Raw genomic sequence first — 12,739 nt, forward strand, 5'->3', positions numbered from 1 at the left:
ACGCCAGGACAACGAGCCGGCCGGCGGCGCACAGCCACGCATCAGGAGTCTCCGGTGACCGACATGACCCAGCGGATCGCCGCGCTTCCCGCACAACGCCGCACACGATTCCTGACGCGGCTGAAAAAGCACGCCCACGACACGGCACAGCGCGGCCCGGCGTCACGCGGCGACACCGGCCCCACACCACTCGCACACGCACAGCAGACCCTGCGCTTCCTCGACCACCCGGTCTCCGGCACCCCGCTGTGCCTGCGCCTTCGGGGCAGGCTCGACGTGGAGGCGCTGCGCGAGGCGCTGGCCTCGATCGTGGCCCGGCACGAGGCGCTGCGGACCACGATCGTCGAGCGCGAGGGCGCACCGATGCAGGTCGTCGTCACCGAGGTTCCGGTCGACCTGCCGCTGACCGAGGCGGAGAACATCGCGGCGGCGCGAGCCCTCGTGAAGCGACGGGCCGCCGAACCGTTCGAGCTGGGCCGTACGCCGATGTGGCGCGCGGCACTGATCAGGGTCGAGCCGGACGACCACCTGTTCCTGTTCGACCTGCCGGCCCTCGTCTGCGACACCCGCTCGCGCGGGGTGCTGATGCGCGAACTCGCGGCGGTCTACTCGGCCTTGGTCGACGGCGATGCGCCCCGCCTGCCCGGTCTGCCGGTGCAGTACCCGGACTACGCCCGGTGGCAGCACGACCGGCTCGGCAGCGCCGACCTGGACAAGATCGCCGCCTACTGGCGCGACAAGCTGGCGGGCGCCGAGGTCCTGGAGTTCCCGACCGACCGGCCGCGCGGCGAGACCCGCACCTTCGCGGGCGACTGCGCCCGCTTCACCGTCGGGCGCGAAGCCCTGCGACGGGCGGATCAGTTGGCCCGGGAGCTGGACGCGACCCCGTACGCCGTCCTCGTCGCCACGTTCTGCACGCTGCTGCGTCGGTACTCCGGCCTCGACGACCTGGTGATCGGTTCGCCGGACGAGAACCGTCGCCACGACACCGTGTCCTCGGTGGTCGGGCGCTTCACCGATCTGCGGGTCCTGCGCGCCGACCTCTCCGGCGATCCGACCTTCCGCGAGCTGGTCCAGCGGATCGCGCGCGTGTCAGCGGAGGCCGACGCGCATGCGGGCCTGCCCTTCGACAAGCTGGTCGAAGCGGTGGACCCGGTCGTCGACCCGTCGCGCTCTCCCGTCTTCCAGATCGTGTTCGGCGTGGCGGACGCGGAGTCTACGGACACCTCTGCCGCCCTGCGCGGCATCGACACCTCGTGCGAGGACACCCCGACCCACACCTCTTGCTTCGACATGAGGTGGAGCCTGATCCGGCAGCCGGAGCCCGGGTCCGACGCGCTCCTCGCCGTCGAGTTCAACACCAGCCTGTTCGACGCCGAGAGCATCGCCCGGCTCGCCCGGCACTACGACGGGCTGCTGCACACCCTGACCGCAGACCCGGACGCCCCGCTGTCCGCGGCCGAGATGCTGAGTCCCGCGGACAAGGCGTTCCTCACCGAAGCCGCCCGGGGCCCGGTGCGGCCCGTTCGTGAGTCCACCGTGGTCGCGGAGTTCGAGGCGCGCGCGGCGGAGACTCCGGACGGCGTGGCCGTCGTCGTCTCCGGTGTCGAGACCAGCTATGCCGAGCTCAATGCCCGGGCGAACCGGCTCGCCGCCCTGCTGCGCGAGCACGGTGTGCAGCCGGGCGCGCGGGTCGGTCTGTGTCTGCGCAGGACCCTGGACCTGCCGACCGCGATCCTCGCGGTGCTCAAGGCCGGCGCGGCCTACGTGCCGCTCGACACGGCGCATCCCTCCGGGCGCGTCGCCGAGATCGCGGCCGACGCTCAGCTGCGGGTGGTGCTCGCGCACGCCGAGGCCGGCAAGGCCGTCAGTGAGGTCGGGGCGCCCGTCGTGATGCTGGACGAGGTCCGCGACGTTCTGGCGGCACTGCCGGACGACAACCCGCCGCTCGCGGCGGATCCGGGCGACATCGCGTACGTCATCTACACCTCCGGCAGCACCGGCAAGCCGAAGGGTGTGCTCCTCGAGCACCGCGGAGTCGTCAACTTCATCGATTCCACGTGCGAGTTGTTCGAGCTGACGCCGGCCGACCGGGTGCTCGGGTTCGCGTCGTCGACCTTTGACGTCTCCGTCTTCGAGACCTTCTCGGCGCTGCTGACCGGGGCCGGCCTGTGCCTCGCGACGGATGAGGAACGGCTGTCGATCGATCGGCTCCAGGCGCTGATGGAGCAGGCTCGTATCACCGTCATCGACCTGCCCCCGACCGTGATGCCGCTGCTGACGCCGGAGAACTTCACCGACCTGCGCATCGCGTTCGTCGGCGGCGAGGCGTTCAGCGGTGAGCTGGTGAACCGGTGGAACCCGGGGCGGCGCCTGTTCAACGGCTACGGTCCGACCGAGTGCACGGTCACGATGATCGTCGAGGAGTGCGGCGGCACCTGGGACGCGTCCCCGCCGATCGGCCTGCCCATGACCAACCACGTGGCGCACGTACTCGACCCCGAGCTGCGCCAGGTCCCCGTCGGCGTGCCGGGTGAACTGGTCATCGGCGGCGCCGGTTTGGCGCGCGGCTACCTCAACCGTGATGAGCTGACCGCCGAGAAGTTCGTCCCCGACCCGTTCGGCACCGCACCCGGCGGCCGCCTCTACCGGACCGGCGACCTGGTGAAGCGGCTTCCCGACGGACGCCTCGTCTTCCTCGGCCGCATCGACCAGCAGGTCAAGATCCGCGGCCTGCGGATCGAACTGGGCGAGGTGGAGTCGGCGTTGACCGGCTTCGAGGGGATCGGGCCGGTCAGCGTCCGGGCGTGGAGCGATGACAACGGGGACAAGCACCTGGTCGGCTATCTGACCGGGGTCACCGAGCAGCAGGTGCCCGCGGTGCGCGAGCATCTGAGCGCGCTCCTGCCCTCGTACATGATCCCGTCGTTCTTCGTGGTCCTCGACGAGCTGCCGCTGACCAGCAGCGGCAAGGTCGACTGGCGCCGACTGCCCGCCCCCGACCTGAGCCGGGCGGACGAGGGGCGCGGCAACGGGTCGCTGACCGAGACCGAACGCAGGCTGCTGCGTGACGTGATCACCCCCCTGCTGCACGACGAGCGGATCGGCGTGCACGACGACTTCTTCCTGGCGGGGGGCAACAGCCTCCAGGCCGTCCAGCTGATGTCGGCGATCAACCGCAGGTTCGGTGTGGAGATCACGCTCGGTGACTTCTTCGCCTCTCCCACGGTCGCGCATCTGGCCTCCACCATCGACACCGTCCGCGCCGCGAGCCGCGATGACGACGGCGATCCGTTCGACGTGCTGACGACCCCGTCCTGGCGGGAGCCCGGCAGGGCGCCGGTGGTGATGCGCGAGGCGGGCCCGGCACAGGTGATCCTGCTGCACCCGTCGGGCGGTGAGCTGTTCTGCTACGTCCCTCTGTCCAGGGCGCTGCGCGGCGACATCGGCGTGACCGGTTTCGCCGCCGACCCGCGGGACACCGAGGTGCCCGCGCAGGAGGCCATGGCGGCGACCGCCGCACGGATCGCGCACTCCCTGATCGAGACCGGCCTGCCCGCGTCGTGCTGCCTGGCCGGCTGGTCGTACGGGGGTGTGCTCGCCTTCGAGGTCGCACGCCAGATCGAGGAGAAGACCGGGGAGAAGCCGCCGGTGGTCCTGCTGGACGCCGCCTACGACGAGGACTCCGTGCCCCTGGACGAGGCGACGGTGCGGCAGCGGTTCGTGCACGACGTCGCACGGCTGACCGGACGCGAGGGCCCCGAGGTGGCCGCGGTCCTCAACGACCCGGCCGCAGGGGTGGCCGACGTCCGGGAGACCCTCACCGGCCTCGGCGTCGAACTGGGGATCACGGAAGAGGAGTTGGCCGGCCGCTTCGCGACGTTCAGGTCCTCCGCCCTGTCCATGCAGGCCTACCGCCCACCGGCCCCGTACGGCGGACCCGTCACCGTGCTCGTCGCCTCCCCGCACATCGCCATGGAAGAGCAGTGGCGGGCGGTATGCACGGGACCGTTCCGGGCCGAGCGCGTGCCCGGCGACCACTACACGCTCTTCACCCAGCCGGCGATCGCCCGGGTCGTCGCGGCGATCGAAGACACGCTCGCCTCTTGAGGAGACACACATGCGGTTCGGCTTCACAGAGGATCAAGAACGGTTCCGGGCGGACGTGCGGAAGACCCTGCGCTCTGCCGAAGTACAGGCCGAGGCGGCCGCGGCCACCGGCGCGTTCGGCGTCGAGCCGGATGCGCGCCCGCTCTATCGGCTGCTCGGCGAGCTGGGTCTGCTCGCCGTGCATTGGCCCGTCGAGTACGGCGGCCGGGGCGGCTCGCCGACCGACGCCGCGATCGTCGCCGAGGAACTGGTGCGCGCAGGTGTGCCGGACACGTTCCACGTCAACACCGTTCAGATCGTGGGCCAGTTCCTGCTGATGGCCGGCAGCGACGAACAGAAGCGGCGGTACCTGCCCCCCATCGCCCGCGGCGAGAGCTTCGCGTCGGTGCTGTACACGGAGCCCGACGCGGGCTCCGACCTGGGCGGGCTGCAGGCGGTGGCCGAGCCGGACGGCGACGGCTACCGGATCACCGGCACCAAGGTGTTCAGTCTCAAGACCCGCTTCGTCGACCTCGGCCTGTGCGCGGCCCGTACGACGCCGGGCGCGGGCAAGTACCAGGGCATCAGCCTGTTCCTGGTCGACATGCGGGCTCCTGGTGTGACGGTGTCGATGATCCCCAGCATCGGCGACGAGCACTTCCACCGCGTAGACCTCAACGCGGTCGCGGTGCCGGGCACGAACCTTCTCGGTCCGCGTGACGAGGGCTGGCCCCTGCTCAACGAGGCCCTGGCCATCGAACGCACCGGTCTGGACTACTACTTGAAGGCGGAGCACTGGTTGGGCGCCGCCCTCGAAGCCCTGGTCGACGACGGCGACCCGGAGGACGTGCCCGGCGACCGCCTCGAGCAGATCGGCCGCTGGCACGGTGCGCTCACCGCCGACCACGTCCTGGCCTGGGAGGTCCTCACCGGTATCGCGGCGGACCAGGTCGACCAGGTCTCGACAGCCGTTGCCAAGTACCACAGCAGCGAGCTCGCCCAGTCGATCGCGGTCTGGGCCGCCGACATACCGAGCCCCGAGCAGCGGGCACACCGCACCAGAGCGGCCGTGACCCTGGAGTCCGCTTACCGGGAGGCTCCCGGACTCACGCTCTCGGCAGGAACCTCCGAGGTGATGCTCCAGATCATGGCCGCCTCGTTCGACTCCATCGGACAGGGAGACTGACATGGACCTCACCCCCGACCCGCTCGCCCTCCAGCTGCGCAAGGCCCTGCGTGCGGGACTCGCCGGCATCCCCGCCCGGATCGAGCTGCACGGCGCCCCGGTAACCGACGGCGCCTGCGGCCCGACCCGTGCGGTGCTCGACGCGCTGGGGGCGGCGGACTTCGAACGCCCGGCCGGCGCCGACGGGCTCGGCCTGGGGCTGAGTGCCGGGGTTCTGGTCAGCGAGGAGCTCGGCCGCGCGGCGCGCGGCAACTCCTACCGGGCCGACGCGTTCGCCGCCGACCTGGGCGTCGACGCGCCGAGCGCGGCTCTGGCGGGCCTCGAAGCCCTGCCCGTCGGCAGCGGGATCACCGCGACGCCGCGCGCCGACGGCTGGGAGCTGACCGGCACGGCCACCGTCGACGACCTGGGCGCCGACCTGTTTCTGGTGGCCACCAGGGTCGACGGCGATCCGGTGCTCGTCGCCGTGGAGCGCGGGGCGGACGGCGTCACCCCGCAGGACGGGAGCTGGCCACCGGTCGTCCGGTTCGAGGCGACGCCCGTCATCGCGGCGGGCGTCGTCGGTGCCCTGGACGATGCGCCCACCGGCCCGCTCGCGCGCGCACGGCTGCGGCAGGCCGCGTACCTGCTGGGCATCGCCGACGGCGCGCACCGCATGGCCGTGGAATACGTCGGCTTTCGCCGGCAGTTCGGTACCCGGCTGCGCGACCTGCCGGCGGTGTCGTTTCCTCTGGCCCGCGCGATGGTGGCGTTGCGTGCGACGAGGGCGGCGGTCCACCGAGGGGCCTGGCTGGTCGACTCCGAACCGGACGCCGTCGGCACTGCGCCCCTCGTAGCACTGGCCATGGCGTCCGAGACCGCGCGTGATGTCGTGCGCCTGAGCATGCAGAGCTGCGGGGTGCGCGCGATGACGTCGGAACTGGGCTTGCACCGGTACTTCCGGCTGGCCGCGGCAGAGGCCACCCGGTACGGAGATCCCGCCGCGCTGTGGCGGATGGTCGGCGCCGACCGCGTCCGTACCGCCCGGCGTGCCGCACCCCGAGCGGAGCTCCGGGCTGCGGCGGCAGCCCCGCCGGGGATCAACTGACCCGCAGGCGTCCCAGCGACAGCTCCTTCTTGTCGTCTCGGGTGTGGGCGGCCGAGTGGATGAGTCCGGTCCGGTAAGCCAGGGACACGAGCTCGGCACGGTCACGGACGCCGAGCTTGGTGCGCACTCGGTAGAGATGGGTTCTGACGGTGGCTTCGCCGATGATCAGTTCGCGAGCCACGTCCTCGGTGGACATGCCCTGGGCCACCATCCGCGTGACCTCCCGTTCCCGCGGAGTCAGTTCGGTCACCTCCGGACACGCCTCGGCCTTCTGAGGCTCAGGCTGCGCACGGAACCAGGAGACCAGACGCTGCGCGATGTTCGGCGCGAGCACGGTCTGGCCGGCAGCCGCCCCGTGGATCGCGGTGATCAGCTCCTGAGGGCTCACGTCCTTGCCGAGCAGACAGCTCGCGCCGGCGTGCAGCACGTCGCTCACCGTCTCGTCGGTGTCAGCCGCGGTGAACACGACGATGTTGGGCGACTCGTCCTCCTGGCCGAGTCTGCGGATCATCTCGAGACCGGAAATGGTCTGGAGGTTCAGATCCGTGACCACGACATCGGGGCGCATGGTGCGCACCATGACGATGGCTTCCATGCCGTTGTGAGTCGTGCCGATCACGTCGATGTCCGGCACCGCGTCGAGGAGGGTCCTGAGACCGTCCGCGATCACGGGCAGCTGGTCACAGACGAGCACCCGAATGGTCATTGTGTTGCCCCCGGCAATGAGTTGGAGAAAAGCCCCGCTGTCATCAATGGTTTGACGCGCACGGAGATCGCGAGCCTCGCCCTCCCAGTGCTCGTTCGCCTTATGGGCGCGACGAGCGTCTACACGTGTGTGGCGAGGACGGGCCGGGCGCGGGCGGTGCGCCGCAATCAGCGCCTACGGCCCATCTGCTCAACCGTTGCCGTGGTCATCCATGGGCGCGGCCACGATCGCGTCCGCCGGGAGGTCGGAGGCGACAGCGCGGTGCTGGACCGTCTGCGCGTCGGCGTCGGCGGCAGCCGTGAGTCCACCCAGAACGGCCCCGAGAGCGATGACGGAGGCGGCGACAGCAGAGGTGAAACGCATGTGGATACTCCTTAGAAGAGACACGCCGTTTCGGCTCCGCTGATCTTCGCAATCGCTCTTCCCCCCCGGTTCCCCTCCGGGCACCCGCCCGGTCCCCGCGCCGGGGAGTGCCGGAGACACGGTGCTCACCGTACGGTCGCCGGCACTTTCATGAGGGAGAAGAGGTTGTCCGCCGCTGAACGGTGCTCGCGTGCCATCTGCACATGGCCCTGGGCCTCGGTGGTACGGGCGAGGTGCCACAGCGCGCAGGCTTCGTCGTAGCGCAGCTCCATCCGGCAGGCGATCTCGTGGGCCAACCGCTGCTGAGCCAGCGCCGTGTCCAGATCCCCCTGCGCGTACCGCACGAGCCCGGCCGAGAGGTGCACCGTGGCGCGGTTGATGTCGTCCGTGCTGCTGGCGGCTTTGGACAGGGCATGGTCGGCGCTGTCCGCCGCCTCGTCCAGCGCTCCCAGGCGCACCAGCACGTCGGCTCTGCGGGCCAGTACGAGCGGCAGCGCCGCGGGCATGCCGATCTGCTGGCACCGTTCCAGCGCCGCGTCGGCCCGGGCGAGTGCCTCCTCGAAGCGGCCCAGGCCTTCGAGCGCCTGGGAGAGATAGCTCAGGGCGGTCACAGAGAGCTGAATCTCATCGATCGAGTCGAAGATGGCCACGGCCCGCTCCGCGGACCGCATGCCCTCCTCGAACCGCCCGAGCCGCACCAGAATCAGGCCGAGCATGCTGAGCGAGGACCCGTCGAGGCGGGTGAAACCCAGCTCCTGGGCGCGTCTGCTGACCTCTTGGCTCAGTCGTAGCGCGTGCTCGAGCTCTCCCAGGCTGCTGTACGCCTGACCCAGCCGGGCCTGGCACTCCGCCTCGCTGTACTTGTCCGCCATCTGCCGGGACAACGACACGGCTTCTTCCAGCAGGCCGACCGCGTCACGCAGCTGCCCGAGGCGCCACTTGCCCATGGCCAAGTTCATCAGGTTCAGCCGGGTCAGCGAGCGGTCCCCGAGCTGCCGTGACGCGCTGACCCCCTTCTCCAGCGCCACGTTGGCACTGGAGTCGTAGCCACGGATGCTGGAGTGGAAGCCCAGCTCACGCGGCAGCCGCGCGGCATGCCACAGCATTCCCCCGTCGTGCGCGGCGTCCACCGCCGCCAGAAGGCTGCCACGGTGGTGGTCGAGCCACCGAAGTGCCTTCTCCTTGTGGTCGAACTCGCTGTCCACCCGGTGTTCGCCGTCGTCCTTGATGCCCCGCCGGCCGGGAAACACCACGTCGCACGCATGTTTCGCCATGCCCAGGTAGTGGTCCAGGAGCCGCCGCATCGCCGGCTCGTCCCCCGGCTCCCGCGATCCCTGTGCGATCCGCTGCACGAAGCTGCGCACGAGATCGTGCAGGGCGTACACGCCCGGTTCCCTGGCCTCCAGCAAACGCGCGTCGACCAGTTCTTCCAGCAGGTCCTCGGCCGTCAAGGCGTCCGTGTCGAACAGGGCGGCGGCTTCGTGGGTGTCGAGATAGCGTCCCGGGTGGTGGCCCAGAAGCCGGAAGGCGGATTGCTGGTCACGGGGCATGGACTGGTACGACAGCAGCAGCGCGCCGGCGACCCCTCGTCCCTCGCTCGTCAGTTCGTCCAGCCGCCGGTTGTGGTCTCGCAGGCGTTCGACGAGTCGCTGCACGGTCCAGTGGGGACGGTTCGCCAGCCGGGCGGAGGCGATCCTGACCGCGAGGGGGAGACCTCCGCACAGCCGCACCAGTTCAGAGGCGGCGTCCGGTTCCCTCTCGACGCGTTCGGCACCGAGGGTGGCGCGCAGGAGCTGGTCGCTGTCTCGTTCCGGAAGAGCGCCCACGGAGAGCCATTCGACTCCGTCGAGCCCGGTCAGCCTCGGGCGGCTGGTGATCAGGACCAGGCTGTCGGAGGAGGCGGGAATCAGCGCGCGCACCTGCTCGGAGGAGGCGGCGTTGTCCAGGATCAGCACCATGCAACGGCCCCGCATGTAGGACTGCCATCGCGCGGCGCGCCCCGCCGATACCGTAGGCACCTCATCGCTCGGGATGCTGGCGGCGGCGAGCAGGTCACCCTGCGCGTGGGACGCGCTGAGCGGCGCCTGTCCCGGTGTGAAGCCGTGCAGGTCGATGAAGAGACTGCCGTCCGGATACTGGTCGGCCAGCTGGTGCGCGGCGCGCACGGCCAGCGCCGTCTTACCACTGCCGCCCATGCCGTCGAGCGCGATGACCGTGGGGGCCCCTTTCGGGGCGCGCCTGGCCACGTCACAGACCCACTCCAGTTCAGAACGGCGGCCCGAGAAGTCGGGCACGTCGAACGGCAGTGTGTGAGGGACCTCGGCCACCGGCGGCGTGACACGTGTAACAAAATGCTCCGGACGGACGAGCGACGGGTCCTGCCGCAACATGCGCTCATGCAGTCTGGTGATCTGCGCGCTGGGGTCTATGCCCAGCTCATCCGCGAGGTGATCGCGTACGCGGGCGAACTCGTCCAGTGCCGCGGCCTGCTGCCCGGAGTGGTAGAGGGCGAGCATCAGCCGGCTGCGCAGCGTCTCGCGCAGGGGATGCTCGTCCACGAGGCCCCGCAGTTCGCCCGTGATCTCGGCCGCCTCGCCCGCATCGATGCGCAGGTCGTAGAGCTGTTCGGCAGCGCTGAGCCGCTGCTCCTCCAAGGCGGTCGAGGCCGCGTCGATCATCTGGCCCCCGGAACCGGCCAGCACCGGCCCCCGCCATAGCGCCAACGCCTCGCGCAGCTGTGCGACGGCGCGCTCCGCCCGCCCCGCGTCCAGCGATTCCCTGGCCTGTCGCATCAGCTGCTGATGGCGGAGCAGGTCGAGCTGCTCGGTCGTGACGACCGCGCGATACCCGGGCCCGTCCGTGACAATGATCTCGGGGCCGTGGGGGATGCGGCTGCGCAGCTTGGCCACGGTCTTGCGCACCTGATGCTCGGCGCTGTCCGGCGGTTGCTCGTCCCAGCCGGCCGTCACCAATCGGGAGACGGGCACCACGCGCCCGGCATCGAGGAGCAGGGTCACGAGGACACGACGTTGCAGTGCCCCGTTGACAGGTATCAGGGCGCTGCCGCTGCGTACCTCCAACGAGCCCAGGACGGCAAATTCCGGGCGGAAGTTCGCATCGTCTTCAGTAGGTCTCGATGTCACCATTCATGCCCCCCGTCCTCCCCCTTGGCCAACGCTCACCCCGACACTAGATGATTCCGGTCCAGGTCAGGCAAGCATGCATAGCATATGCCGACGACATCTCCGGTCGCCCTGAACGGCTACCGGAGGGGTCATCGAGCGGTGTGGCGAATGACGGTGACGAGATCCTTTCGCGCCCTGGCAATCCGGTCGCGGGTGAGTTCCGGTGTGTCACCGTCGACGGCCACATAAGCGCGCCGGGAGCGCGGGTCGCCGATGGGAGCGATCCTGTCGCCGACGTCGTACGGAAAGCGGGCTCCGTGAACCCACGGGGTCACAGCGATGTCCTCCGTGCCCGTGTACGTCTCCAGGCGCCCCTCGGGCAGGAGGAAGAAGCCGGCTTCCGCATACCGGCGCGGGCCCGGCACGACCGGAGGGCCGCCTTCGAGGCCCGTGAAGACCGCTGCCTCCATGTCGAACCCGCGCGCGATCTCGACGAGCAGGGGGATGCGGTCGCCACCCAGGTGTGTTCGGCACGACACGATCCGCGGTCCGTACGGCAGCAGCGCCACCTGCGTGTGGGCCGGGCCGGAGTGGTATCCGATCGACGCCAGTCGCTCTTCGACCACTGCCTCGATCGCCGTTCGCTCCTCGTCGGTCAAGGGCGCCGGGTGAAGGTAGCCCGTGACGAAGAAGTGCGGTGACCCAGTGGTGCGTTGTGCGGTGACCCCCACGATGTGATGGGTCCCGTTCACGGTCAGGGTCTCGACGCTCACCCTGGGAGCCTCTGCGGGGGCCCAGTCGTCCCCTTCACACACCTGGAGCCGTTCGTACACCGCCGGAGGGTTCGCGGACAGGCCCAGCCTCCATGCCTCCCGGACCACCGGCAGGACCGAGTCGCCGTGTCCGCAATGCAGCACGGCGTCGATCCCGTGCTGCCGTGCGGTTCGCTCGATGGCTTCGCGCAACCCGGCTTCGTCGGCGAAGTCGGTGAGCAGCAGCTCCTCTGAGGCTTCCTCGAGCCTCTGCGCAAAGTCGGTCTCAAGCTGCTCCGGATCCCACATCGACCAGATCCGGAACCCCAACTCAACGCCTTTGCTGACCAGTTGATGGCTCGGCATCACCAGGAGCAGTCTGGGCTGGGTACTTCTCGGGGAGTGTGCACGCATATGGCCCACTGTGCAGTGCGGCCTTCCCACCCTGCTCCCCTTCTCTTCCCCCCTCGCCGAGGCCGTAAGCGAGGCGCGCAGACCGGCAGCGGAGCGTCCACGAACCGCGTACGGGCGGCTGAACTTGACGCGGATGCGCAGTGTGCCGATCCGTCCGTAGCGTCCGTCGTACTCGCTGGGACGGTCAGCGCAAGTAGTCCCGATCTCAAGGGTGATGACACGCCAACCGATTTGCCGAGCCTGACGTCGAGATGCCCGAGTACTTGTGCACCCGTGAGATATCCCGAGAACCAACGCGCCGAGCACTGCGCTCTCTTTAATGGCGAACGCACACAAAACAGGGGTACTTCTGTGCACAATGACTGGATAGTTAAGCCGGTACGTCTGCCGCTCATCCGCCGCCGTTGCCAGACGTGCATGTCTGACACTTTCCGGACAACCGGCAAATTTCGCGTCAACGCGAACCATAAACTCCTCGATGTCTGGCTCCTTGCGCTCTGCACCAAATGCGGTGCGACCACAAAGATCACCATTTACGAGCGGACGCACGTGCGCTCGGTAAGGCCCGAGTTTCTGGACCGGGCACACGAGAACGACCCGACCCTGGCGGCCGAGCTGCTCCAGGACGGCCTCATACGGCGGCGCAACCACATTGCCCTCGACTGGAACGACGCCTGGCAACTCGACACCGGCGGGTCGGATCACCTGGACCGTGAAGTGATTGATGTATCGGTCCGATTTGCGGCACACATTCCCGTCAGGCCGGTGCGTCTCATCGCCGATGGATGCGGCCTTTCGCGCGCCGAGGTCGAGCGACTGATCACGGAAGGCAGTCTCGTCTCGGCAGTTCGCCTGAACGGGAAACTCTCCAGCGACTTCACCTTCACGCTCAAGCGCCACTCGGGTTGAGTCCGTGCCGGCGGCCGGCGACCTGCACCCGGGGTCCAGCGCCGCGCGGTGCCCAGGTCCGGCCCCCGGGCGGGTCCGCGGCCGCCGCTCTCGTCCGCGGAGCAGAGC

8 protein-coding genes are annotated in these 12,739 nt (G+C 69.8%); 4 read left to right on the top strand and 4 right to left on the bottom strand.

What is annotated here, in order from left to right:
* Window positions 1-63: 63 nt before the first annotated feature.
* From AC6CKD_RS25210 to AC6CKD_RS25220, 3 genes are read left to right on the top strand one after another with little or no spacing between them, the layout of a single operon-like run.
* Entirely contained in the window at window positions 64-4,110 is a 4,047-nt protein-coding gene (locus tag AC6CKD_RS25210; RefSeq protein WP_498330485.1) for a non-ribosomal peptide synthetase, read from the top strand.
* Between the two features lie 10 nt (window positions 4,111-4,120).
* Entirely contained in the window at window positions 4,121-5,275 is a 1,155-nt protein-coding gene (locus tag AC6CKD_RS25215) for an acyl-CoA dehydrogenase family protein (RefSeq protein ID WP_498330130.1), read from the top strand.
* A 1-nt stretch (window position 5,276) separates the two neighbouring features.
* Window positions 5,277-6,362 (top strand): acyl-CoA dehydrogenase family protein, encoded by a 1,086-nt coding sequence (locus tag AC6CKD_RS25220; RefSeq protein WP_498330132.1) that lies wholly within the window; start codon window positions 5,277-5,279, stop codon window positions 6,360-6,362.
* On the opposite strand, the gene AC6CKD_RS25225 is transcribed toward AC6CKD_RS25220, so the two are convergent.
* The 4 genes from AC6CKD_RS25225 to AC6CKD_RS25240 all read right to left on the bottom strand — a co-directional run bounded on the left by AC6CKD_RS25225 (window position 6,355) and on the right by AC6CKD_RS25240 (window position 11,674).
* Window positions 6,355-7,068, bottom strand: a complete 714-nt coding sequence (locus AC6CKD_RS25225; RefSeq protein WP_498330134.1) for a response regulator — start codon at window positions 7,066-7,068, stop codon at window positions 6,355-6,357. The genes AC6CKD_RS25220 and AC6CKD_RS25225 overlap by 8 nt on opposite strands.
* Before the next feature lie 189 nt (window positions 7,069-7,257).
* Window positions 7,258-7,431, bottom strand: a complete 174-nt coding sequence (locus tag AC6CKD_RS25230) for a hypothetical protein (protein WP_498330136.1) — start codon at window positions 7,429-7,431, stop codon at window positions 7,258-7,260.
* A 125-nt stretch (window positions 7,432-7,556) separates the two neighbouring features.
* Complete coding sequence (locus AC6CKD_RS25235; protein ID WP_498330138.1) at window positions 7,557-10,577, bottom strand: AfsR/SARP family transcriptional regulator; 3,021 nt, start codon at window positions 10,575-10,577, stop codon at window positions 7,557-7,559.
* 128 nt (window positions 10,578-10,705) lie between these two features.
* On the bottom strand, window positions 10,706-11,674 hold the full coding sequence (locus AC6CKD_RS25240) for a phosphoribosylglycinamide synthetase (RefSeq protein WP_498330486.1): 969 nt from the start codon (window positions 11,672-11,674) through the stop codon (window positions 10,706-10,708).
* A gap of 399 nt (window positions 11,675-12,073) precedes the next feature.
* On the opposite strand from AC6CKD_RS25240, the gene AC6CKD_RS25245 reads away from it, so the two are divergent.
* Window positions 12,074-12,631 carry a DUF1062 domain-containing protein gene (locus tag AC6CKD_RS25245; protein WP_498330140.1) on the top strand — a complete coding sequence of 186 codons (558 nt, stop codon included), beginning with the start codon at window positions 12,074-12,076 and terminating at the stop codon, window positions 12,629-12,631.
* The last annotated feature ends 108 nt before the right edge of the window (window positions 12,632-12,739 follow it).

It is taken from the genome of Streptomyces sp. GQ60, from assembly GCF_059758875.1.

Coding starts and splice junctions, on each gene's coding strand:
- AC6CKD_RS25210 (WP_498330485.1), top strand. CDS start 64: ATGACCCAGCGGATCGCCGCGCTTCCCGCACAACGCCGCACACGATTC.
- AC6CKD_RS25215 (WP_498330130.1), top strand. CDS start 4,121: ATGCGGTTCGGCTTCACAGAGGATCAAGAACGGTTCCGGGCGGACGTG.
- AC6CKD_RS25220 (WP_498330132.1), top strand. CDS start 5,277: ATGGACCTCACCCCCGACCCGCTCGCCCTCCAGCTGCGCAAGGCCCTG.
- AC6CKD_RS25225 (WP_498330134.1), bottom strand. CDS start 7,068: ATGACCATTCGGGTGCTCGTCTGTGACCAGCTGCCCGTGATCGCGGAC.
- AC6CKD_RS25230 (WP_498330136.1), bottom strand. CDS start 7,431: ATGCGTTTCACCTCTGCTGTCGCCGCCTCCGTCATCGCTCTCGGGGCC.
- AC6CKD_RS25235 (WP_498330138.1), bottom strand. CDS start 10,577: ATGGTGACATCGAGACCTACTGAAGACGATGCGAACTTCCGCCCGGAA.
- AC6CKD_RS25240 (WP_498330486.1), bottom strand. CDS start 11,674: ATGCCGAGCCATCAACTGGTCAGCAAAGGCGTTGAGTTGGGGTTCCGG.